We start from the raw sequence: 22,125 nt of genomic DNA, 5'->3' as shown, positions 1-22,125 counted from the left end.
GTCGCCCTCTTGCCCCTGTCGTGGAGCTGCGTCAGCGCGTGCCTGCTGGCCCTGTCCGCCGCCGAGCCGCCGGAAGCCGTCCCGGCGGCCGAGACGGAGCCCCACGCCGTTGGCGAGATCGTCATCCTGGGTCGGCGGGGCGCGGCCCGCGACGTCACCCTGGGCGCGGGCGAGATCACCCAGGCCACCTCGCCGTCCAGCCGCTCGGTCGAGCGTGACCTGCTCGACGCCGTCGGGGCCGGGCGCCTGGCCGACGCGCTGGAGCTGACCAGCGGCGTCTCCCAGCAGAACAACCGCGGCGGCTTCCTCGACAACTTCGCCATCCGCGGCTTCCTGGGCACGCCCGACGGCGGGGCCGAGTATTATGTCGACGGCTTCCTGGCCAACCGGGGCCTCGCGCCGCCGCGCGACCCGGCCACGGCCGAGCGCGTCGAGATCCTGAAAGGCCCGGCCGGCGCCCTGTTCGGCGACATCGATCCGGCCGGCCGCGTCAATATCGTCTCCAAGACCCCGCAGTTCGTGCGTGGGGGGCACGTCGCCGCCACCGTCGGCTCGTTCGGTCTTCGCCGGGGCGAGCTGGACTTCACCGGCCCGCTGTCCGACACCCTGGCCGCCCGTCTGGTGATCGCCGACGAGCGCAGCGACGGCTGGCGCGATCATGTCGACCTGCACCGCCGCGCCATCGCTCCGTCGCTGACCTGGCGGCCGACCGACGCCCTGCGCCTGACCTATGTGGGCGAGTTCACCGTCTTCGACGCGCCCTTCGACCGCGGCGTACCGGCGGTGAACGGCGACGCCCTGGCCATCCCGCGCTCGCGCTTCTTCGGCGAGCCGGGCGACGGCACCACCCGCTTCCGCAACGAGCGCCACCAACTGACCGGCGAGTACGAGCTGTCGCCCGACTGGCGGCTGACGGCCGGTTTCGCTTACCGCACCGGCGACATGCACGGCTTCTCCAGCGACCAGTCTCGCCTGGTCGGCCGCCAGCTGTGGCGCCAGCGGCGCGAGCGCGACTATGCGGTGGAGGACGTCTCGGGCCGCATCGAGCTCGACGGCCGCCTGGGCGCGCACCACCTCAATGTCGGGGTGAAGGGCTACACCCTCGACTACAGCGAGTTCCTGTTGCGCCGGAACCCGACCGCCGACGCGCCGCACGCCATCTCGATCGACGCCCCGGTCTATGGCGGCCAGGCCCTGCCGCTCCTGCCCTTCACCGACAACCGCGAGACCCGGCGGGTCACCACCCTCTACGCCCAGGACCTGTGGCAGGTCTCCGAGCGGCTCAGCCTGCTGGCGGGCGTGCGGGTCGACGACTATCGCCAGACTGTCCGCAACAACCGGACCGGCGCGGTCGGGCGCGGCGAGGGCTCGCCCGTCGACTATCGCCTGGGCGCCCGCTACCAGCTCACCGACGCCTTGACCGCCCACGCCAGCTTCGGCCGCTCGTTCCTGCTGAACTCGGGCACCGGCCGGACCGGCCAGGGTTTCGCGCCCGAGAAGGGCGAGGGCTGGGAGCTGGGCCTCTCGGGCCGCTGGCCGGGTGTCGACCTTGCGGTGGCCTTATTCGACATCGAGAAGCAGAACATCCTGGCCAACGACCCCGTCGACGCCAGCTTCCTGGCCCCCGTCGGCCAGCTGACCAGCCGCGGCGTCGAGTTCGACGGCTCGCTCGAGGTCAGCGCCGCCTGGCGGGTGGTGGTCAACTACGCCTGGACCGACGCCAAGGCCGACGACACCGCCTTCGCCAGCGACGCGGTGCTGAACGTGCCCGAGCATTCGGGCGGCGCCTTCGCGGTCGGGACCTTCGATCGGTGGTCGCTGACGGTGGGCGCCAGCTACATGGGCGACCGGGCAGGCGCCCTGGACGGCTCGGGCCTGATCCTGCCGTCCTACTGGAAGGCCAAGGCGGCGGTCGAGTACGCCGTGACGCCGAAGATCGACGTCCGTCTCGAGGTCGACAACCTCTTCGACGAGCACTACGCCCAGAGCTCCTACAGCCCGGTCTGGATCTTCCCCGGCGCGCCGCGGACGCTGCGGGCCAGCGTCAAGGCGCGGCTGTAGACACGGCTCGACCCTACCTTCTTTGCTTTCCTGGGCCTTGTGCCCAGGACCCATGGTTCCGCCGCTCAGGCCTTTCTCGATCGGCAAAGGTCTGAGCAGCCGCCGGCATGGGCCCTCGCCACGGGGGCGAGGGAAGCAAGTAAAAGATGGCGGGTGAGGGGTGTGGCGCCTCAGGCCAGTCGATACTCGCTGTCCAGCCCCGGCGCCCCGTCGCAAACCACCCTGCCTTCCCGCACCAGCAGCACCAGATGCGCCAGCATCGATAGGGCCGCCGCCGGGTGCAGGCGCGGGTCCACCGCCGCGTAGAGCACAGGCACCATTACCTTGATCCGCGCCGGGCCGCCCTCCAGCGCGGCCAAGACCTGCGCTTCCCGCGCCCGGCGGTGGTCGACATAGGCGGCCAGGAACGGCGCGACATCACGCACCGGCGAGCCGTGGGTGGGCCACAGCGTGTCGAAACCCCGGGCCTGGATCTTGGCCAGGCTTTCGAAATAGTCGCCCATGTCGCCGTCGGGCGGGGTGATCACGGTCGTCGACCAGCCCATGACGTGGTCTCCGCTGAAGAGGGCGTTCTCTTCCTTCAGCGCAAAGCAGACGTGGTTGGAGGTGTGGCCCGGCGTGGTGATCGCCTGCAGCGTCCAGCCGGGACCTGCGAAGACGTCGCCGTCGGCGATCACGATGTCGGGCCGGAACTGGCCGTCGTCCTCGGCGTCCAGCTGCACGCCGGTCTCTTCTGACACCGCCACGGCCGGCGCGGGCCGGCCCCAGATCTGCGCGCCCGTCCTCTGCGCCAGCGGACCGGCGAGGGGAGAGTGGTCGGCGTGGTGGTGGGTCACCAGGATGTGGCTGACGGTCTCGCCCTCGATCGCCGCCAGCAGGGCGTCCAGGTGGGCGGGAATGTCGGGGCCGGGATCGATCACCGCCACGGTCCCGCGGCCGACGATGTAGGTTCCCGTGCCGGTGTAGGTGAACGGGCCGGGATTGTCGGCGATCACCCGCCGGATCAGCGGCGAGACCTGGTCGCAGCGGCCGTACTCGAACTCGATCTCGCGGACGAAGGGGATCATCGCGACCCATCCAGAGCGGCGCCGGTCTTGCGCTTAACGAACCGTAAACCCTGCGGAGTACGGATCATGGCGGCGGACACGGCGATTTTTGTCTCAAAACGGCTCCAGCGCGCGGCCTTCGCCATCCTGTGTCTCATTGCGGCGCAGTTCGTGCTGGCCTCTTGCGAACCCGAGCCCAGCCCGATGGCCGCCCGCGTCGGAACGCTGGGCGGCTACTGATCCGGGGTCTAGTGCGGCAGGACGCCTGAGAGGTCGTAGCCGGCCTCATAGCCCTGCTTCACCAGCGTCTCGCGATCGGCCGCGCCCGACAGGGCCTGGCCGATCGACCAGGTGACGATCGAGCGGGTGCCCGAGCGGCAGAAGGCCAGGACCGGGCCGTCGGCGGCCTCGACCGCCTCGCGCACCGCGTCCACCTGTTCCTGGGTCGGCCCGCCGCGCACCGGCACGTGCAGATAGGAAAGACCCGCGGCCTTGGCCGCTGCCTCGATCTCGGCGCTGGTCGGCTGGCTGGGGTCCTCGCCGTCGGGCCGGTTGTTGACGATCAGCGAGAAGCCCTCGGCCTTGGCCCGGGCCACGTCCTGCGTGCTGATCTGGGGGCTGACCGACAGGCTGTCGGTCACGCGGCGAAAATCGGTCATCGGCGTCGGGCTCTCTTGAAGGACCTCTTATAGGACTCTTCAGATGCGCGGCCCGCGCGACGAGGGCAAGCCCCGTCCTTCGTCCTGTCCGAGGCGCGCCTAGTTGACGCGCTCCACCCGGATGGCGCGCCCGTTCACCGTCAGCATGTAGCTGCCCAGCGCGGCCCGCCGGATGGTCACCTTGGCGCCGACGCGCGGGGGAAGGGGCAGGGTCTCGCTGTCGACCTGCTCCCAGCGCGCGCCGTCCTCCAGCACGAACCGCCAGCCGTCGGGCGTCTTGCGCGCCTCGCGAATGGTCGATTCGACCATGGCGATGGCGGCTTCCTTCTTCTGGCCGAACGAGAAGCTGGGCAGGTTCAGGCCGAACGATTCCCGTTGCGCCTTGGTCACGGTTTCCTTGTCGACCACGATCAGGTCGCCAGCCTTCTCGGCGTTCAGCAGGCCCGCGACGGTCTCGTCATAACAGGCCAGGCGCGCCGCCGAATCCGTCTGCGCGCGGCAGGCCGCCAGCCGATCCAGCGCAGCCTTCGACGAGGCGGCCTGGGTCGGCGCGGTCTCGGCCTGAGCGTGCTGCGCGGTCGCCGCAACGATCAGCGCCAGGGCGAGCGGCAGTCCAAAGCGCGACATCGGGATTTCCTGTCTTTTCAAGGGCTTTCCCGCGAGGCGGGAACTGGCTGTGGCCCGGTCGGCAGCGACACACTCCCTGATTGTGTCCGGATTGGGGCGGCAATGTGTCTCGCGTGGGCAAAAAATGCGGTGGATATGTTGCTGACTTGAAAGAATATTCGATAACAACGTTACGCGAACGTGGTCATATTTTGCTGATATCTGGATTTTTCCGATATCAATGGTCAAGCTTGATGTCGGAAACGGCACAACGAGCGCATGAACCTGCCCCTTACGGGGTCATTGTGTGTTGATTTTGCGACAGGGGTGAGACTTCGCGATATCTCCGGGAAACTCGGAATTGACCGCGTTGATCGGCCGCACCTAACGTCCCCGCCAACCGGGCCTTGGACAGCCTGGGATTGTGATGTGGACACGCGGTGGCGAAATCGCCCGTCCGCCGTCCATTCTCGGAGGGATTCCATCTTGAATATTCAGATGACGCGTAAGCGCCTGCTTGCGACGACGATCATCGGTGGTCTGGCCATGGCTTCGGCCGGCGCCGCGGTTGCTCAAACCGCGCCGGAAAGCGACAGCACCGAAATCGAAGCCGTCGTCGTCACCGGTTCGCGCATCGCGCGTCCGGACTACGTGTCGAACAGCCCGATCGTCTCGGTCGGCCAGGAGCAACTGGCCAAGAGCGGCTCGGTGACCGTCGACACCCTGCTGAACCAGATGCCGCAGTTCGTGCCGGGCGTCTCGGGCACCTCGAACAACCCGTCGAACGGCGGTCAGGCCAACATCCAGCTGCGTGGTCTGGGCTCGAACCGCACCCTGGTCCTGATGGACGGTCACCGCATCGTTCCGTCGAACTCGGACGGTACGGTCGACGTCAACCTGATCCCCAGCGCGATCATCCAGAACATCGAAGTGATCACCGGCGGCGCCTCGGCGACCTACGGCTCTGACGCCATGGCCGGCGTGGTCAACTTCAAGCTCAACAACCGCTTCTCGGGCCTGCAGGTCGACGCCCAGTACGGCATCACCGACGCCAAGGACGGCGAGGAAAGCTCGATCAGCGTCACCGGCGGTTCGAACTTCGCCGACGACAAGGGCCACGCGGTCATGTCGCTGAGCTACTCGCAGCGCGGCGAAATCCTGAACGCCGCCCGTGAGTTCTCGTCGGTGTCGGGCGCTTCGCCGACCACGCCGTACGGCCGTTACGACTCGACCGGCACCAACCTGCCGACGCAAGCCGCCATGAACGCCGTGTTCGCTCAATACGGCGCGCCGATCAACACCATCGCCCGTAATGCCAACCTCGGCTTCAACAACGACGGCACGTTGTTCTTGAACGGCACGAACTACCGCGGCTCGACCGCCATCGACTATTCGACCATCCCGACGACCGGCAACTACAACACCGGTCCGCTGAACCTGCTGCAACTGCCGCTGACCCGCTACTCGGCGTTCGGCGCGATGAACTACGACATCACCGAGACCGTCGAAGCCTACGGCTCGTTCAACTTCACGCACTACGATTCGCGCACCATCCTGGCCCCGTCGCCGGCGGCCGCGGCGACCGGCTTCTCGGTCAACTACAACAACCCGTTCATTCCGACCGATCTGGCGACCCTGCTGGCCAGCCGTCCGGATCCGACGGCCGACTTCCTGTTCCGCAAGCGCTTCACGGACCTTGGTCCGCGTATCTCTGAAACCACGTTCAACGTGTTCCAGCTGAGCACGGGCCTGCGCGGCCAGACCGGCTTCCGCGACTGGACCTGGGACGTCTTCGGTTCGTACGGCAAGTCCGAGCAGAACGAAATCCAGCGCGGCAACGTCAGCCGTGCGGCTGTCGTTTCGCTGCTCGACGCGGCCGATGGCGGCGTCGGCATCTGCGATGGCGGCTACAACCCCTTCGGCCTGCAAGAACTGTCGGCCGAATGCGCCTCCTACATCGGTCGCGTGACCAAGAACTTCACCGGCTACGAGCAACGCGCCGTCGAACTGAACTTCCAGGGCGGTCTGTTCGATCTGCCGGCCGGTGAAGTGCGCGCCGCCGCGGGCACCAGCTACCGTTCGGACAAGTACACCTATGTTCCGGACTCGCTGCTCTCGACCGGCGACGTCATCGGCTTCAACGCCAATGACCCGATGGTGGCCTCGGCCGACGTCTACGACTTCTACGGCGAAGTGCTGGTGCCGGTCCTGAAGGACCTGCCCTTCATCAAGGCGCTGAACGTCACGGGCGGCTATCGCTTCTCCGACTACAACACCGTCGGTTCGGTCTCGGCCTACAAGATCGACGGCGACTGGGAAGTTGTCGACGGCGTCCGCTTCCGCGGCGGCTACTCGCGCGGCGTTCGCGCCCCGAGCATCGGCGAACTCTACTCGCCGCAGGCTCAGGGTTTCCCGCAGATCATCGAAGATCCGTGTGACCACCGCAGCGAGGCGCGCGCCGGCGGCAATGCCGCTGCTGTTCGTACGCTCTGCCTGGCGCAAGGCATTCCGCAGGCGATCATCGACACCTACGAGTACAACAGCACCCAGGTTAACTCGCTGATCGGCGGCAACCCGGACCTGACGGAAGAAACCGCCGACACCTACTCGGTTGGCGTGGTCTGGACCCCGCGCTTCGACAACCCGCTGTTCGAGCGTCTGTCGGCCTCGGTCGACTACTACTCGATTAAGATCAAGGACGCGATCGGCACCATCGACGCCGGCCTGGCCCTCACCAAGTGCTATGATGGCGGCGCCAGTTCGTCCTTCTACTGCGGCCTCTTCAATCGCAGCAGCGCCACGGGTGAGATCCAGACCCTCACGCTCACCAACCTGAACCTGGCCACCTACGAAACCTCGGGCGTCGACTTCCAGATCGACTGGGGCTTCGGCCTCGGCGCGATCGGCCTGAGCGACGACTATGGTTCGCTGTCGTTCAACGTCGTGGGTAACTACCTCGACAAGTTCGACGTCCAGAGCCTGCCGGGCGAGCCCATCGACAAGCTGAAGGGCACGATCGGCAACACCTCGGTCAGCGCCGTCGCCGTTGCCAAGCCCGAGTGGAAGGTCATGACCTCGGCCACCTACTCGATCGGCCCGGCAGAGATCGGTGTCCGCTGGCGCTTCATCGACTCCATGGTCGATGCCGCCGATGCTGACGAAAAGATCAAGTCGTTCAACTACTTCGATCTGAACGGCGCGTGGAAGGTGAGCGATAAGGTCGAGGTGCGCGCTGGCGTGTACAACGTCGGCGACAAGCAGCCGCCGATCTTCTCGTCGAACATCCAGGCCAACACCGATCCGTCGACCTACGACGTGCTCGGCCGCCGCTACTACCTCGCTCTGAAGACCCGCTTCTAGTCGAAGCGATCTTCAATCCCGGCGGTCCTCGGATCGCCGGGAGCGAAAACGATCACGGCGGGTCCGCAAGGACCCGCCGTTTTGTTTGTCTGCGTCCAGGCGAGGCGGGGAGGGAGGCGTTGGCCGGAAGCTCCCAAGAGCGGAGGTTTGTCGAACCAGGTCCTCCCCCTTCAGGGGGAGGTGGCCCGAAGGGCCGGAGGGGGAAGTGTCTGATGAGGTCGGTTCTTCCGCCGACGCCACGGATCCTTCCCCCTCTGGAGGAGCATCTTGAGCAACCGATCGCCCAAACAAAAAAGGCCGCTCCTTTCGGAGCGGCCTTTCTCGTGATGGACGCCGAAGCCTCAGTAGGCGGGCGTGTCGGCCAGGACGCTGGCGCCTTGCGAGCGCAGGCGGGTCTTGGCCATCTCGTCCAGGATCGCCTCGGAGCGCGGATCGCCCAGGATCCAGGCGGCGGCGGCCACGGTGCGCATCGAGGCCGAGCTGACGCCCAGGGCCTTTTCCAGGGCGTCGAACGGCGACTTGGGCCCGCCGATCTTCTTGAGGCGCACGTCGCCCGTCAGCTTGGCCAGCGCCTTGGCCTTCTCGACGGCGTCGTAGAAGCCGCCCAACTGGTCCACCAGGCCCAGGTCCTTGGCCTGGGCGCCGGTCCAGACGCGGCCCTTGGCGATCTCGCGCACGCGCTCGACGGGCAGCTTGCGGCCCTCGGCCACGCGGTTGATGAAGCCGGCGTAGATATTGTCCATCCAGGCCGAGAAGCGGGCGCGCTGGTCGGCGGTGAATTCCTGGCCCGTGCCGAAGGCGCCGGCATAGTCGCCGCCGACGCTTACCTGGCGGGTGTCGACGCCGAAGCGCGACAGGGCCTCGCCCAGGGCGAACTTGCCGCCGAACACGCCGATCGAGCCGGTCAGGGTCGAGGGCTGGGCCACGATCGCCGAGGCCTGGCTGCTGATCCAGTAGCCGCCCGAAGCCGCATAGGTGCCCATGCTGACCACGACGGGCTTTCCGGCCGCCTTGGCGGCCCGTACGGCGGCCAGGATCTGTTCCGAGGCGGTGTCGGACCCGCCGGGCGAGGAAACCCGCAGAACGATCGCCTTGACGTCCTTGTCCTCGATCGCGTCGTAGATCGCCTTGGCGGTCTCGTCGGAGTGAATGCTGCTGTCGCCCCCGAACGGCGAGGCCTGGCCCGACGTGCCGGTGACGATCGGGCCCTCGGCGCCGATCACGGCGATCGCCGCGCCGGTCTTGGGCAGGTCCTTCTTGGAGCGCGCGGCGTAGTCCGAGAACTCGACCAGCTTGGCGCCCTTGCCGGCGCGGGCCAGCATGGCGTCCTGGGCTTCCTTCACCTGGCCGACCTTGTCGATCAGGCCCAGGCCCTGGGCCTGCTGGGCGCTGTAGGGGCCGGCCTCGATCGCCTTGATCAGACGGGCCGGATCAAGCTTGCGGTCCTGGGCGGCGGCGGTGAGGGCGCTGGTGTAGACCGAGCCCATCCACGACAGCGTCGCCTCGCGGTGCGCGGGGGTGAAGTCGCTGTTCAGGTACGGGTTGACCGCGTTCTTGTACTCGTAGCGCTGCTCGAAGTCGGCCTTGACGCCGTACTTTTCGAACAGGCGCTTGTAGAACATCGTCTCGCTGGCCACGCCGACGGCCTGCAGCGAGCTGTCGGGCTGCATCCAGAACTCGCTGGCGGCCGCGCCCAGACGATAGGTCGAGGTCGACATGCCCGAGGGATAGATCCCTTGGCTATGGGCGAAGATCGGCTTCTTGCCGACGCTGCGGAAGTGCTTGAAGGCCTGGGCCAGTTCGTCCGAGGACGCCGGGGCGATGCCGCCCTCGGGCAGGCGCACGAACACCGCCTTGACCTTGTCGTCGGTCTCGGCGCGGCGCAGCACCTCGATGACGCCCATTACCGACTGGCCGCCGCCGCCGAAGGCCGCGAACGGGTTCTGCGAATCCTGGTCCGACAGGCCGCCGCGCAGGTCCAGTTGCACGACCGAGTTGGCCGGCACCGGGGCGGGGCGGGCGGCGCCCGCGGCCAGCACGATCAATATGAAGGGCACCCCGACGAGAAAGAGCACGAGTCCGACGAATACGCCGGCCACGGTCATGAGAAACTGCTTCATCGGGGTCCCGTTGCGATAGCCAAGGCGCGGCGGACGAAAAGCACAGGTGGTCGTGCGTCCGTCGCGCTTCAATGTGCTCGCAAGCTAGCGGCTGTCGCGTTGCGGTCAAATGAACAGCACGCAACCTGCCGAACTTGTGGCCCGGGCGATGCAAATAAGGAAATTTTCTCGGGAGAGAAGATGGTCGGAGTGGCAGGATTTGAACCTGCGACCCCTGCGTCCCGAACGCAGTGCTCTACCAGACTGAGCCACACTCCGACTTCCGAAGCCGCGCCGCCAGTTGGCTGTGCTCGACTTGGGAGGCGGCTTATAGGCGGCGGTCAGGAGAGTCGCAAGCGCGAAAATAGACCCAAAAAAAGAATTTGGAGGGCGTTGCCACCGTCCGAATCCTGAGCTATCTCCACCGCCTCGCCGCGGCCCACTGGGTCGGCAGCCGTTCCTGCTGGGGAATGGTGTAATGGTAACACTGCGGTTTTTGGTACCGTCATTCTAGGTTCGAGTCCTAGTTCCCCAGCCACCCTCTCCTCATCGTTGATCAGCGCTCCGCCCCCGGCGCCGCGTTTACATCGCGATCATTTGTCTCCCTTGAAGCTGTGCTTTGCGTCGCCGCGATTTCGCGCCTGCGAGCGCTTGTCCGTTGCAGAGCGTGTTCGCCCGGGTCTGCGCCGGGGGCTGAGAGAGCTGGGCGAATCTCAAGCGCCGGCCCTGCGTTATGCACAGTGCAAATGCACGCGACCCTTGTCGGTCTTCGCGCATGCGAAAACGTCTGCGACCGCAACTGAACTTGAGCGCGAGCGCCCTCGCTTACGGCTAAGGCTTTGAAAATCCGCCGTCGACATTGTTGCTACGAAATAAAGCCTGTTTTCGCGGAGCGTTGCTCGGTCGATTGCGTATTTGTGTACTTGTAATTCCACAGGGCGGGTGTATTTCCGAATTTAAAGTCATTGTGGAGTGACGCCGTGGAAGACAAATCGACCCTGATCGAGCTGACCGCTGAGATCGTTGCCAACTATGTGGCCAACAACACGACCTCGGTCTCTGACCTGCCGGCTCTGATTCGGGCCACGCACGACGCCCTTGCCGGTCTTGGTTCGCCGGAAGCGCCGGTGACCGAGACTGTTACCAAGGCTACTCCGGCCCAGATCCGCAAGAGCATCACGCCGGACGCCCTGATCAGCTTCGAGGACGGCAAGCCCTACAAGACGCTGAAGCGTCACCTGACCACCCACGGCATGACCGTCGCCGAATACAAGTCCAAGTGGGGCCTGCCGGCCGACTACCCGACCACGGCGCCGTCCTACAGCGAGGCCCGTTCGGCCATGGCCAAGGCCCTGGGCCTGGGTCAAGGCGGCCGCAAGGCCAAGGCTCCGGGCAAGGCCCGCGCCCGCAAGGCCTGATCCGGTTCTTTTAAAGAGCCCCGAAAACACGAAAGCCCCGCCGGTCCGCCGGCGGGGCTTTTGCTTTGGGCCTAGCCGATCCGCAGGCGCACGAAGGCCATGCCGCCCATCGGGTCGTCATAGCCCAGCGCTTCCGGCGCGTCGTAGGCGCTGACTAGGCCGCCGATCCCGAACTTCACCTTCGGCGCCACCACGAAGTCGCGGATCGCTCCAAGCGAGACGCGACGCACCGTGTAGGCCTCGCCGGCGTGCGAGCCGTGATGGTCGGCCAGCTCGTCCTGCTCGACCTGCTCGGCGCGGGCGAAGATGGTCCAGCGGTCGTTGGGCTTCACCGAACCTTCGGCCAGCCAGGCCTGCAGGGCGTCGCCCGGAATGCGGTCCTTGCGCGACCAGGCCAGGGTGGCGCTGACCGAACCGTCCCTGCCCAGCGGTCGGGCATAGAGCGCGCTGGCCGAGACCCGGGCCTCGTCGCTGTCCGGGTCCAGGGCCTCGGGGCTGTTGATCTTCGCCCAGCTGGTCTGCAGAGCCCAGTTGGGCGTCGGATTGTACGACAGGCGGGCCGAGACGCTGTCCAGCTCGCCGGTCTCGATATCGTAGCGCTTCTGGTCGGGCTCGCGGCCGCGGAAGGCGCTGGTCTCTATCTTCCAGTCAGCATGCGAGAAGCCGGCCGTGACCACGCCGAAGGTGATGTGGGTCGAGTCGAACCAGTGGTGGCTGATCGGCGCCTCGGGGCTGTCCATCGAGGCCTGTCGGTGCATGAAGGCCGGCGGGCCGTAGGCGGGCGAGCCGGGCAGGCCGGCATAGAGATAGACGTCCGATTTCTCACCGACGCTCAGGCTGTAGCTGGCCGACATCTCCATGATCAGGTCGTGCGGATGCTGGCGGTCGATCAGCGGGTGCTCGCCGTCGGCCGTCTCGCCGGTGGCCAGCAGCAGGGGGTAGCCGCTCTTGCCCATGAACGGGTCAGGGCTGACCATGGCCTTGAAGCCCAGCATGCCCGGACCGACCTGGCGCTGGGCCATGCCCATCAGCATGCCGGCCGCAAAGGCCTTGGAGCCGCCGCGTGGGCCGCCCTGGTCGACATAGACGCCGTTGAGCAGCACGTGGCCCATCAGCATCCAGTCGCCGCTGTGCTTCATCACGCCAAACATCGGCGAGGCGTCCGGCTGCCAGCCGGTGGCCCCCGCGTCGCGGTTCATCGAGTATCGGCCCAAGGGGCTGCTCATCGGCCGCGCGAAGCCGACGGGGCTTTCCACCCAGTTGTCGTCATCCATCGCATGACCGGCGTGCGGATCGGCCGGCGGCGCGTCCTGGGCCGGAGCGGGAGGCTGAGCCTCTGTTGAGGGCGCAGGCATGGCGTGGCCCGCATGGTCGCCATGGTGCTGAGCCAGGGCAGGGGCGGCGAGCGTCAGGCCCGCGACGAAGCCCGCGCCGGCGAGCAGGCGCGTACGGAAGGAGAGGGCGGTCATCGGACTGCCTTTCTTGGAAACTGTGATCGTAAGACGTGTTGTTGCGGCGCGCTCTATACGGCGCGCGGTCTTGCGATCAGGCGCGCGGAGGGCGGGGCTCCGGCGCGGCCTCCAGGCCGTCCAGCGGCGCGTGCAGGTCGGCGAACACGATGTCGGTGGCGGCCAGCGCGGCCATATCGCCGACCACGGCCTTCTGTCCGGCCGGCAGGCAGCCGACGCAGCAGTTGGTCGCCATGGCTCCCGGCTTGGACTTGTGGTCGGCCTGGCCGTCTTCGTGGTCCGCATCGGCCGGCGCGTGATGCATCGCGTCCGCCATCGCCATCTCGTGGCAGGGCGGCATGGGGATCGTCGACGCCTCGGCGGGCGCGGCGCGCATGATCCCGCCGGCGGCGAAAGCCACCGCGATCAAGGCCAGAAGAAGGACCCGAAGCCCGCGCATGGGCGGGAAACTAGGGGCGGTCGCAACGCGGCGCAACCACCCCCGATGTCACACGCCGCTCAGCGACATGCCGGGCGCGTCGGGCGGGGTCTCGCCGCCGCCGTTCAGCGGCCGCTGCATCCACACGAGGTCAACCCAGCGGTCGAACTTGTAGCCCATGGCCGGAAACACGCCCTTGTGCTCGAACCCCAGGGCGGCGTGCACGCCGATCGACGCGGCGTTGCCGCTGTCGCCGATCACCGCGCACATCTGGCGAAGGCCCAGGGCCTCGCAGGCCTCGATCAGCGCCGTCAGCAGCGCCTTGCCGACGCCTTTGCCGGCCGCATCGGGGGCGACATAGATGCTGTCCTCGACGGTGTAGCGATAGGCCGCGCGCAGCCGGAACGGGCCGGCATAGGCGTAGCCCAGCACCTTTCCGTCCAGCTCTGCGACCAGATAGGGCAGGCCGCGCTCCAGGAACGCGCCGCGCCGCCGGGCCATCTCGGCCTCGTCGGGCGGAACTTCCTCGAAGGTGCCCAGGCCGTTGAGCACGTTCCAGCCGTAGATGGCCGTGATCGCACCGATATCGGCGTCGGTGGAGGGGCGGATGATCAAGCGAAACTCCAGAAACACATGAACCCCTCTCCCTTGCGGGGAGGGGCAGGGGTGGGGGTGTCAGCGCCGTGTCGGCGGACGACAACGCCGGCGCCCCCATCCCCAACCCCTTCCCCGCGAGGGGGAAGGGGCTTTCTCAGGCCTTCGTCCAGCCCTTGTCGACCGCCCACACGGCGAAGGCGTAGTCGAGCGCGATCTCCTTGAGGAAGTCGAAGCGGCCCGAGGCGCCGCCGTGGCCGGCATCCATGTTGATCTTCAGCAGGATCGGATTGCCGCTGGTGGTGTGCTCGCGCAGCTTGGCCGCCCACTTCTCCGGCTCCCAATAGGTGACGCGCGGGTCCGACAGGCCGCCGGTCGCCAGCACGGCCGGATAGGGCTTGGCGGCGACGTTGTCGTACGGGGAATAGCTGGCGATGTAGTCGTAGGCTTCCTTGTCCTCCAGCGGATTGCCCCATTCGGGCCATTCCGGCGGGGTCAGCGGCAGCGAGGTGTCGCTCATGGTGTTGAGCACGTCGACGAACGGCACCGCCCCGATGATGCCCGACCACAGATCCGGCCGCAGGTTGGTGATCGCGCCCATCAGCATGCCGCCGGCCGAGCCGCCATAGGCCACCGTCGCGCCCTTGGCGCCGTAGCCGTTCGCATGCAGGTGCTCGGCGCAGGCGATGAAGTCGGTGAAGGTGTTCTTCTTCTTGAACTTCTTGCCGTCCAGGAACCAGCCGTAGCCCTTTTCCGAGCCGCCGCGGATGTGGGCGGTGGCCCAGATCCAGCCGCGGTCGACCAGGCTGAAGTTGCGGATCGAGAACGACGGATCCATCGACATGCCGTAGCTGCCGTAGCCGTACAGCAAGAGCGGCGCCTTGCCGTCCAGCTTGACGTCCTTCTTCATCAGCACGGTCACCGGCACCTCGGCGCCGTCGGGCGCCTTCGCATAGAGGCGCTTGGTCACGTACTTCGAAGGATCGTGGCCCGAGGGGATCTCCTGGGTCTTGCGCAGCACCTTGTCGCCGCTGCGCATGTCGTAGTCGAACCACTGACGCGGGGTCGTGGGCGATTGGTAGACGTAGCGCAGGGTGGGGGTGTCGAACTCGTAGCCGCCCTCGACGCTCAGCACATAGGCCTGCTCGTCGACGACGATCGGCTTTTCGGCCTTGGTGGCGCGGTCGGTGATGACGATGCGGGTGTTGGCGTTGACGCGCTCGACGCGGACCAGATGGTCCTTGTAGGCGGCGTGGCCGGTGATGAAGGTCCCCGGCTTGTGGGCCACGAAGTCCTTCCAGTTGGCGCGGCCCGGATTGTCGACCGGCGCCTCGACCAGCTTGAAGTCGATGGCGTCGTCGGCGTTGGTCAGGATGACGAACTTGCCGTCCCAGTGCTCGACCGAATAGCGCAGGCCCGGCGTGCGCGGCTCTACGGCCTTCGGCTTGGCGGTGACGTCGCTCGCCGGGATCAGCAGGGTTTCCGAGGTCTCGTGGTCGCCGGCGCTGATGACGATGAAGGCGTCCGAGCCGGTGACGCTGACGCTGACGAAGAAGCCGTCGTCAGGCTCTTCATAGACCAGCACGTCGTCCTTCAGCCCGCCACGCGCGGGGCGGCGATAGATCTTGTCGGAGCGGCCGTTGTCGTCGCGGTGGGTCCAGAACAGCCACTTTGAGTCGGGCGACCAGGTGAAGTCGCCGGTGCTGCTGTCGACCGGTTCGGCCAGGATCTCGCCGGTGGTCAGGTCCTTGACGTAGATCTTGTGGACTTCCGAGCCTTGGGCGTCTTCGGCATAGGCGAACAGCTTGTGGTCGGGGCTGTGGTCGGCGGCGCTGACCTGGCTGTAGGCCTTGCCCTTGGCCAGGGCGTCGCTGTCGAGCAGCACTTCCTCGCCGTCGGTCTTCCCGCGCGGCCGACGGGCGTAGATCGGGTGCTGGCCGCCGATCGCGAACCGCGAATAGTAGTCATAGGGGCCGTCGGGCGAGGGGACCGAGGAGTCATCCTCCTTGATGCGGCCCTTCATCTCCTCGAACATCGCCTTCTGCAGGTCCTGCGTCGGGGCCAGCATCGCCTTCACATAGGCGTTCTCGGCGGTCAGGTGCTCCTTGACGTCGGCCTTGATCAGGCTGGGGTCGCGCAGGACCTTCTGCCAGTTGTCGTCCTTCATCCAGGCGTAGTCGTCGACGCGCACCCGGCCCAGCTGCTCGATCTTCTTGGGAACCTTCTTGGCGACGGGGGGAACGGGCTTGGCGGTGGCGGACATGGAACTCCCGGGGATGAGGGCGGAGGACGTGGCGGCGACGGCGGCAACGCTCGTCATCATTTCGCGCCGGTTCATTGGACAGATTCCCCCTCGGATGCGTCAGAACGCCAACTTGTTGCGCCTGATGCGTCTGGTCAAACTCATACGACGTCTAAGGTTGAATCGGAGACGAGGCGTACATGGCTTGGGACCTGTCGGTCGATCTGATCCAGGCGACAGTGCAACTGGAGCAACCGCTCGCGGATGGTTCGCGCACGGTCGGCACCGGCTTCCTGATCGAGGATCCCACGCCCGACGGCCGCCCGCGGACCATCCTGGTCACCGCCGCCCACGTCTTCGACCGCATGCCCTCGGTGTCGGCCAAGATCGGCTATCGCGTGCAGAGCAAGGAGGGGGTCTGGCGCTATGACCCCCGCACCCTGAAGATCCGTGACGGCGATCATCCCCTGTGGGTCAAGCATCCCAGCCGCGACGTCGCCGCCATCGTCGTCGAGGCCCCGCCCGAGTTCGCCAAGGCCGCCATTCCGCTGGCCTGGCTGGCCCAGGACGACACCTTCAACAAGTACAGCCTTGGTCCCGGCGACGAGATGATGGCGCTGGGTTTCCCGCGCGGCCTGTCGGCCAACACCGCGGGCTTTCCGATCCTGCGCTCGGGCCGGGTGGCGTCTTATCCGCTGGCCCCGGCCAGCGCCTTCCCGACCTTCCTGATGGATTTCTCGGTCTTCCCCGGCAATTCGGGCGGGCCGGTGTTCATGGCCGAGGGGGCGCGCCGCCGTCCGGGCTCGACCGAAAGCCAGGAGGTGCAGTTCGTGGCCGGCATGCTGACCCAGCAGGTCGAGCTGTCGGGCGAGCGCCTCGAGATCGGCATCGTCACCCACGCCAAGTATATCCGCGAGACGGTGGCCCAACTCGACAAGCCGTCGGGGCCGCCGCTGATCCAGGCCGCGCCGGCCAAGCCGCCCAGCGTGGCGGCCGCCCAGGACGTGGTCGCCGTCCAGGCCGTCGCCGCGCCCGGCTTTAATCGCTGATTTCGACGAAATCGGCTCCAGCCAAGCTAGGAACCATTGCTCCCGGGGCCCCGTTCGAATGGGGAGTTCAACGCTAGCAGGAGCAAGCCAATGAGCACCAATCGTGTGGAAGGCGCCGTCGACAAGGGCGTGGGCGCCGTCAAGGAAGCCGTCGGCAAGGCCACGGACAACGAACGCCTCGAAGCCGAGGGCAAGGCCCAGAAGGTCAAGGGCGACGTCCAGAACAAGGTCGGCCAGGCCCAGGACAAGATCGGCGACGCGATCAAGCACTAGGCTTGGCGCAAGCCTCATGAACAAAGGCCCCGGAGCGATCCGGGGCCTTCGTCTTTCCAGGATCCTCCCCTCTGGGGGAGGTGGCCCAAAGGGCCGGAGGGGGGACGTTTTCAGCTTTCGAAAAGCTGACCGTCGATTCGCTTCCTCTAACCCCCGTAGATGATCGAGATCGTCTCGGCCACGCAGGCCGGGCGCTCCTCGCCCTCGATCTCGATGGTGCACTCGTTCTTCATCTGCAGGCCGCCGGCCTTGGGCTCCACGCTGACCAGTTTCTGGCGCATCCGCACCCGCTTGCCCACGCGGACCATGTTGGTGAACCGCACCTTGTCGCAGCCGTAGTTGATGCCGCGCGTCACGCCGGTGACGTGAAGGATGCCCGCGCCCAGCATCGGGATCAGCGACAGCGTCAGGTAGCCGTGGGCGATCGGTCCGCCGATCTCGCGCGTCGCCCGCTCGACGTCGATATGGATCCACTGGTGGTCGCCGGTGGCCTCGGCGAACTGGTTGACCCGCTCCTGGCTGATCTCGACCCAGTCGGACACCCCGACCTCCTGCCCGACCAGGCTGGCGATGTCGGCGAAGGCGATCTCTTTCATGCGGCGTTCTCCCAAACGTTTGTTTGGAAGAGATCACGGGCGACCGCCCGGGGCAACTCCCGGCGGCTATGCGAACGTCGAAACCACCAGCCAGATGTTCGCCGCCGAGATCACCAGGAACAGCCCCCAGGCCACGATCCGCACGAGCCAGCCGTTGGCGAACGGCCCCATCAGGGCCTTGTCGTCGGTGAACCGCAGCAGCGGCCAGATGGCGAAGGGCAGCTGGGCGCTCAGCACCACCTGGGTCAGCACCAGCAGGCGTCCCACCGCGTGGTCGCCGAGCGTCAGCACGCCGGCCAGCGCCGGGATGATGGCCAGGCCCCGAGTGATCAGCCGCCGCTGCCAGCAGGGGATGCTGAGGTTCAGGAACCCCTCCAGGATCACCTGGCCGGCGATGGTGCCGGTGAAGGTGGCGCTCTGGCCCGAGGCGAACAGGGCGATCCCGAACAGGACGCCCGCCACGGCCGCGCCGGTGACCGGCGCCAGCAGCTCGTGCGCCTCCTCGATGCCGGCCACCTCGCGCAGGCCGTTGCCGTGGAACGCCGAGGCCGCCAGGATCAGGATCGCGGCGTTGACGAACAGCGCCAGCACCAGGGCGACCACGGTGTCGATGCTCGCCAACTTGATCGCCGCCCGCTTGCCCGCGACGTCTTCGGGCGTCAGCCGTGTCTGCACGATCGACGAGTGCAGGTAGAGGTTATGCGGCATGATCGTCGCGCCCAGTATGCCGATGGCCAGATAAAGCGCGTCGCCCTGTTGCAGCGCCGCCAGCGACGGGACAAGGCCCCGCGCCACGGCTCCCGCATTGGGCGGCACGATGATCAGTTGCACCAGGAAACAGATCCCGACCGTCGAGATCAGGCCCAGGATGATCGCCTCCAGCTGGCGGAATCCCTTGCCCTTCAGGCCCAGCACGATGACCGTGTCGAGCCCGGTCAGCAGCACCCCGGCCCACAGCGGCACGCCCAGCAGAAGCTTGAAGGCCAGGGCCGAACCCAGCACCTCGGCGATGTCACAGGCGATGATGGCCAGCTCCGCCAGCACCCACTGGATCTTGACCGTCCACGGCCCGAACCGCTCGCGCGACATCTGGGCCAAGTCTCTGCCGGTGACCAGGCCCAGGCGCATCGACAGGATCTGCAACAGGATTGCCGCCAGGCTCGACAGCACCACGACGAACAGCAGGCTGGTCCCGTAGCGTGACCCGGCCTCGATGTCGGTCGCCCAGTTGCCGGGGTCCATGTAGCCGACGCTGACCAGCAGGCCCGGCCCTGCCGTGCGCAGCATCCGCTTCCAGGTCGGCAGCCCGTCCGGCACGGGCACGGCGCCGCGCACCTCCGCCGGACAGAACGGAGCGGTGGCTGTCTTGGGCAGCGAAATTTGGGGCAGGCGGTCAAGCAGAACGGAAAGCATGCCCCGACCGTGTGGCGGGAATCCCGCGCCGTATAGAAGCAACGTGCGCTGCTTCAGCCCTCCAGCACCGCCCTTGCATCCCCGGGCAGCAGGCTGACCGCTTCGTCCAGCAGCTTGCGCCACGCCTCGCCGCGTCCGCGGGCCTCGGCATAGGCGTCCCGCAGGGCGAAGGGGTCGTCCTCGGCGAGGGCGCTGATCAGCTGCGCCGCTTGCTGGCGATCCTTCAGCCCCTTCTCGGGATTGACCTTGCGGTCGCGGCTCACGATCAGCTTGTGAACCGCGTAGCGCGGCGGCGAAGGCGCATTGACCAGCACGCCGCCGCCATGGAGCACGGCGGTCTCGACCGGATCGCGCAGCAGGAAGTCCATGAACGGCAGGGGCACGGCGTCGCTGCCCAAGGTCGGCAGGTAGGACGGCTCGTCCCGGGGCGCGCCCCGGTTGGTCGTCAGGACGTCCAGCCGATAGCGCTCGCCCAAGGCGTAGCTCGTCGTGCGGCTGGCGTTGAAGGCGTAGCTCACCGGCGCGAAGCGGGGATCGAGTTCTCGCAGGATCTCCAGAAGCGGACGATCGAGCGTGTCGTCCAGGTTCGACGCGATGCCGAAGTCCTGGGCGATGTCGAGATCCATGGTGGCCAGGCTGGTGACGGGCAGTCGAACGCCCAGATGCGCGGCGTAGGTCTGAAAAGCCACAGTGCCGACTAGCAACGCCCGGAGACGGAAGGCGCCCGCGATCGCCAGCGCCTGGATGATCTCGGCGCTGGTTCGATCCGGGCGGGGAGCGCCCGAAGCGAGGATCGCCGCGACGAGGCGTCGGCGATCTTCATGGTCGGCGCGATGTTCCCCATGCCGTGCGATACGCTCACGCAGATCGTCGCTGTCGGGGCCGACATAGACTTGTCGACGACTTTGCGCACCGCCGGTCGGCATCTGGACGTACCAGTAGATCCGTCCTTTCACCGTCTTGGACGTGAAGGAGGAGCCCGGAGGATATTCGCCCACACGTCCCAGGCGCAGGCGCTCCATCAGCTCGGCGTAGCTGGTGTGGGCGGAAAGGGGCAGGCGCTCGACCATGAAGACAGGTTATACGCAATTTGAGAATCTGCGTATAACTTTCCGGCCGATCAAACGATCCGCCCCTCCGTCTTGCCCCAGTACGCATCCCGCACCAGCCGCTTGTAGAGCTTGCCCGTCGGGTGCCTGGGCAGTTCGCGCACGAAGTCCACCTGCCGCGGAGCCTTCACGTGGCTGAGGTTGTCGCGGGTGAAGGCCAGCAGTTCGGCGGCCAGGGCGGGCGTGGCGTCGTCCCAGTCCAGCGGCTGGATCACCGCCACCACCTTCTCGCCCATCTCCTCGTCGGGGGCGCCGACCACGGCCGCGTCGGCCACGCGGGGGTGGGTGATCAGCAGGTTCTCGATCTCCTGCGGATAGATGTTCACCCCGCCCGAGATGATCATGAAGCTCTTGCGGTCGGTCAGGTAGAGATAGCCGTCCTCGTCGGCCCAGCCCACGTCGCCCAGCGTCGTCCAGCCGTGCTTGTTGTAGCTTTCGGCCGTCTTTTCCGGGGCGTTGTGATAGGTCACCGCGGGGCCGTTGGCGAAATAGACCACGCCCTCGGTGCGGGCGGGCAGGGGATCACCGGCCTCGTCGCAGATCCGCAGTTCGCCCAGCGCCGCCTGGCCCACCGAGCCGCGCCGCTCAAGCCAGCTGGAGCTGTCGATCCAGCAGAAGCCGTTGCCCTCGGTGCCGGCGTAGTACTCGTAGATCACCGGCCCCCACCAGGCGATCATCTGTTCCTTCACCGGCACGGGGCAGGGGGCGGCGGCGTGGATCGCCGAGCGCATAGTCGAGACGTCGTACCTGGCCCGCGTCGCTTCCGGCAGTTTCAGCATCCGCACGAAGTGGGTCGGCACGAACTGGCCGCAGGTGGCCTTGTGCGCTTCGATCAGGGCCAGCGCCGTCTCGGGATCGAACTTCTCCATCACCACCACCGTGCCGCCCAGCTTGTGCACGCTCATGCACCAGCGCAGCGGGGCGGCGTGATAGAGCGGCGCCGGCGAGAGATAGACGCTGTCGCCATCCAGCTTGAACAGGTGCTGGGCCATCATCTGCAGGGCGTGGGGCGCGTCGATCGGCGCGCCGTTCAGCGCCGGCTTCACGCCCTTGGGCCGGCCGGTGGTGCCTGACGAATAGAGCATGTCCGAGCCCGAGGTCTCGTCGGCGATGGGGCTGGCCGGCATGGCCCCGCGGGCGGCGTCGAAGTCGCCGTAGGGGCCGGCCGCCCCGTCCACCCGCAACAGCGCCACGCCGGGTATCAGCGGCGCCAGCGCCAGGGCCACGCCGCCCATCGCCGGACCGGCGATCAGCGCCTTGGCCCCGCAGTCCCTGACGATGTACTCGACCTCGGGCGCGGTCAGCTTGGTCGAGATGCAGGTGTAATAGAGCCCCGCCCGCTGGGCCGCCCAGGCGATCTCCAGATAGCGCGGATGGTTGTCGAGCAGGATGGCCACCACGTCGCCGACGCCCAGGCCCATCGACCGGAACAGCTGCGCCCCCTGGTTGGAGCGGTCGTCCAACTCCTTGTAGGTGACGGTCTCGCCCGAGCCGGCCATCACGAAGGCGGGCTTGTCGGGCTGGGTGCGGGCGTGGACGCTCGGATGCATGCGACCTCCTGGGCCGTCCGCATGGGCGGAGCCGGCCGTTTCTCTCCCTGCCGCCGCCTGCGTGTGTTCCGCATGATCGGCGTTCAGTCAGGAGCATGACCCAAGGCCGGACGCTCGCGCAAGTTGCCGTAGGGGCGCCGTTGGCGGATGCGCAATCCTGGGT

Annotated in this window: 17 protein-coding genes, 2 tRNA genes and 1 pseudogene; 7 read left to right on the top strand and 13 right to left on the bottom strand. The window is 67.3% G+C overall.

Annotated elements, in window-relative coordinates; translation table 11 throughout:
* The first annotated feature begins 9 nt into the window (after window positions 1-9).
* Entirely contained in the window at window positions 10-2,061 is a 2,052-nt protein-coding gene (locus tag P7A99_RS16265; RefSeq protein WP_277794821.1) for a TonB-dependent siderophore receptor, read from the top strand.
* Window positions 2,062-2,231: 170 nt separating this feature from the next.
* Here the strand turns inward: P7A99_RS16265 and P7A99_RS16260 are convergent, their stop codons facing one another.
* On the bottom strand, window positions 2,232-3,128 hold the full coding sequence (locus P7A99_RS16260) for an MBL fold metallo-hydrolase (protein ID WP_277794820.1): 897 nt from the start codon (window positions 3,126-3,128) through the stop codon (window positions 2,232-2,234).
* 66 nt (window positions 3,129-3,194) lie between these two features.
* Here P7A99_RS16260 and P7A99_RS16255 point away from each other — a divergent pair, with 66 nt between their 5' ends.
* Window positions 3,195-3,347, top strand: coding sequence for a hypothetical protein (locus P7A99_RS16255; RefSeq protein ID WP_101715219.1), 153 nt, complete (start codon window positions 3,195-3,197; stop codon window positions 3,345-3,347).
* 8 nt (window positions 3,348-3,355) lie between these two features.
* Here P7A99_RS16255 and P7A99_RS16250 read toward each other — a convergent pair whose 3' ends face one another.
* The gene (locus P7A99_RS16250; RefSeq protein WP_277794819.1) at window positions 3,356-3,766 is read right to left on the bottom strand and encodes a TIGR01244 family sulfur transferase; all 411 of its coding nucleotides are present in this window, start codon (window positions 3,764-3,766) and stop codon (window positions 3,356-3,358) included.
* 99 nt (window positions 3,767-3,865) lie between these two features.
* Window positions 3,866-4,393 carry a hypothetical protein gene (locus P7A99_RS16245; protein ID WP_277794818.1) on the bottom strand — a complete coding sequence of 176 codons (528 nt, stop codon included), beginning with the start codon at window positions 4,391-4,393 and terminating at the stop codon, window positions 3,866-3,868.
* 477 nt (window positions 4,394-4,870) lie between these two features.
* Between P7A99_RS16245 and P7A99_RS16240 the strand changes: the two genes are divergently transcribed.
* Window positions 4,871-7,732, top strand: coding sequence for a TonB-dependent receptor plug domain-containing protein (locus tag P7A99_RS16240; RefSeq protein WP_277794817.1), 2,862 nt, complete (start codon window positions 4,871-4,873; stop codon window positions 7,730-7,732).
* A gap of 341 nt (window positions 7,733-8,073) precedes the next feature.
* Here P7A99_RS16240 and sppA read toward each other — a convergent pair whose 3' ends face one another.
* Together sppA and P7A99_RS16230 are read right to left on the bottom strand one after the other, a co-directional pair.
* A complete protein-coding gene (sppA, locus tag P7A99_RS16235; protein WP_277794816.1) occupies window positions 8,074-9,852 on the bottom strand; it encodes a signal peptide peptidase SppA in 1,779 nt (592 codons plus the stop codon).
* A gap of 181 nt (window positions 9,853-10,033) precedes the next feature.
* Window positions 10,034-10,110, bottom strand: a tRNA-Pro gene (locus P7A99_RS16230).
* A gap of 185 nt (window positions 10,111-10,295) precedes the next feature.
* On the opposite strand from P7A99_RS16230, the gene P7A99_RS16225 reads away from it, so the two are divergent.
* Window positions 10,296-10,369: transfer RNA gene (locus tag P7A99_RS16225), tRNA-Gln, on the top strand.
* 442 nt (window positions 10,370-10,811) lie between these two features.
* Window positions 10,812-11,249, top strand: a complete 438-nt coding sequence (locus P7A99_RS16220; protein WP_101715214.1) for a MucR family transcriptional regulator — start codon at window positions 10,812-10,814, stop codon at window positions 11,247-11,249.
* Window positions 11,250-11,320: 71 nt separating this feature from the next.
* Here the strand turns inward: P7A99_RS16220 and P7A99_RS16215 are convergent, their stop codons facing one another.
* The 4 genes from P7A99_RS16215 to P7A99_RS16200 form a co-directional block, all read right to left on the bottom strand.
* Window positions 11,321-12,718 (bottom strand): hypothetical protein, encoded by a 1,398-nt coding sequence (locus P7A99_RS16215; protein ID WP_277794815.1) that lies wholly within the window; start codon window positions 12,716-12,718, stop codon window positions 11,321-11,323.
* 76 nt (window positions 12,719-12,794) lie between these two features.
* Window positions 12,795-13,157, bottom strand: coding sequence for a hypothetical protein (locus tag P7A99_RS16210; protein WP_277794814.1), 363 nt, complete (start codon window positions 13,155-13,157; stop codon window positions 12,795-12,797).
* A 48-nt stretch (window positions 13,158-13,205) separates the two neighbouring features.
* Window positions 13,206-13,751, bottom strand: coding sequence for a GNAT family N-acetyltransferase (locus tag P7A99_RS16205; RefSeq protein ID WP_277794813.1), 546 nt, complete (start codon window positions 13,749-13,751; stop codon window positions 13,206-13,208).
* Window positions 13,752-13,887: 136 nt separating this feature from the next.
* Entirely contained in the window at window positions 13,888-16,068 is a 2,181-nt protein-coding gene (locus P7A99_RS16200; RefSeq protein ID WP_277794812.1) for a S9 family peptidase, read from the bottom strand.
* 104 nt (window positions 16,069-16,172) lie between these two features.
* Here P7A99_RS16200 and P7A99_RS16195 point away from each other — a divergent pair, with 104 nt between their 5' ends.
* Both P7A99_RS16195 and P7A99_RS16190 read left to right on the top strand, forming a co-directional pair.
* A complete protein-coding gene (locus tag P7A99_RS16195; protein WP_277794811.1) occupies window positions 16,173-17,021 on the top strand; it encodes a trypsin-like serine peptidase in 849 nt (282 codons plus the stop codon).
* Between the two features lie 90 nt (window positions 17,022-17,111).
* Window positions 17,112-17,314, top strand: a pseudogene (locus tag P7A99_RS16190) (CsbD family protein).
* 126 nt (window positions 17,315-17,440) lie between these two features.
* Here P7A99_RS16190 and P7A99_RS16185 read toward each other — a convergent pair.
* From P7A99_RS16185 to P7A99_RS16170, 4 genes are all read right to left on the bottom strand, one after another.
* Window positions 17,441-17,890 carry a MaoC family dehydratase gene (locus tag P7A99_RS16185; RefSeq protein WP_277794810.1) on the bottom strand — a complete coding sequence of 150 codons (450 nt, stop codon included), beginning with the start codon at window positions 17,888-17,890 and terminating at the stop codon, window positions 17,441-17,443.
* A 66-nt stretch (window positions 17,891-17,956) separates the two neighbouring features.
* Entirely contained in the window at window positions 17,957-19,303 is a 1,347-nt protein-coding gene (locus tag P7A99_RS16180) for an Nramp family divalent metal transporter (RefSeq protein ID WP_277794809.1), read from the bottom strand.
* A 53-nt stretch (window positions 19,304-19,356) separates the two neighbouring features.
* The gene (locus P7A99_RS16175; protein WP_277794808.1) at window positions 19,357-20,373 is read right to left on the bottom strand and encodes a nucleotidyltransferase family protein; all 1,017 of its coding nucleotides are present in this window, start codon (window positions 20,371-20,373) and stop codon (window positions 19,357-19,359) included.
* Window positions 20,374-20,423: 50 nt separating this feature from the next.
* Window positions 20,424-21,962 (bottom strand): acyl-CoA synthetase, encoded by a 1,539-nt coding sequence (locus P7A99_RS16170; RefSeq protein ID WP_277794807.1) that lies wholly within the window; start codon window positions 21,960-21,962, stop codon window positions 20,424-20,426.
* Between the last annotated feature and the right edge of the window lie 163 nt (window positions 21,963-22,125).

Origin of the sequence: Caulobacter endophyticus (genome assembly GCF_029543245.1) — a bacterium.
In the GTDB taxonomy this organism is placed as follows: Bacteria; Pseudomonadota; Alphaproteobacteria; order Caulobacterales; family Caulobacteraceae; genus Caulobacter; species Caulobacter endophyticus_A.
Note: the sequence above shows the minus strand (reverse complement) of the source record. Positions and strands in the feature narration are given on the sequence as shown.

Bases quoted from the DNA above. Each gene is read 5' to 3' on its own strand.
- P7A99_RS16260 (WP_277794820.1), bottom strand. From the start codon at position 3,128: ATGATCCCCTTCGTCCGCGAGATCGAGTTCGAGTACGGCCGCTGCGAC.
- P7A99_RS16255 (WP_101715219.1), top strand. From the start codon at position 3,195: ATGGCGGCGGACACGGCGATTTTTGTCTCAAAACGGCTCCAGCGCGCG.
- P7A99_RS16250 (WP_277794819.1), bottom strand. From the start codon at position 3,766: ATGACCGATTTTCGCCGCGTGACCGACAGCCTGTCGGTCAGCCCCCAG.
- P7A99_RS16245 (WP_277794818.1), bottom strand. From the start codon at position 4,393: ATGTCGCGCTTTGGACTGCCGCTCGCCCTGGCGCTGATCGTTGCGGCG.
- P7A99_RS16240 (WP_277794817.1), top strand. From the start codon at position 4,871: ATGACGCGTAAGCGCCTGCTTGCGACGACGATCATCGGTGGTCTGGCC.
- sppA (WP_277794816.1), bottom strand. From the start codon at position 9,852: ATGAAGCAGTTTCTCATGACCGTGGCCGGCGTATTCGTCGGACTCGTG.
- P7A99_RS16215 (WP_277794815.1), bottom strand. From the start codon at position 12,718: ATGACCGCCCTCTCCTTCCGTACGCGCCTGCTCGCCGGCGCGGGCTTC.
- P7A99_RS16210 (WP_277794814.1), bottom strand. From the start codon at position 13,157: ATGCGCGGGCTTCGGGTCCTTCTTCTGGCCTTGATCGCGGTGGCTTTC.
- P7A99_RS16200 (WP_277794812.1), bottom strand. From the start codon at position 16,068: ATGAACCGGCGCGAAATGATGACGAGCGTTGCCGCCGTCGCCGCCACG.
- P7A99_RS16195 (WP_277794811.1), top strand. From the start codon at position 16,173: ATGGCTTGGGACCTGTCGGTCGATCTGATCCAGGCGACAGTGCAACTG.
- P7A99_RS16185 (WP_277794810.1), bottom strand. From the start codon at position 17,890: ATGAAAGAGATCGCCTTCGCCGACATCGCCAGCCTGGTCGGGCAGGAG.
- P7A99_RS16180 (WP_277794809.1), bottom strand. From the start codon at position 19,303: ATGCTTTCCGTTCTGCTTGACCGCCTGCCCCAAATTTCGCTGCCCAAG.
- P7A99_RS16175 (WP_277794808.1), bottom strand. From the start codon at position 20,373: ATGGTCGAGCGCCTGCCCCTTTCCGCCCACACCAGCTACGCCGAGCTG.
- P7A99_RS16170 (WP_277794807.1), bottom strand. From the start codon at position 21,962: ATGCATCCGAGCGTCCACGCCCGCACCCAGCCCGACAAGCCCGCCTTC.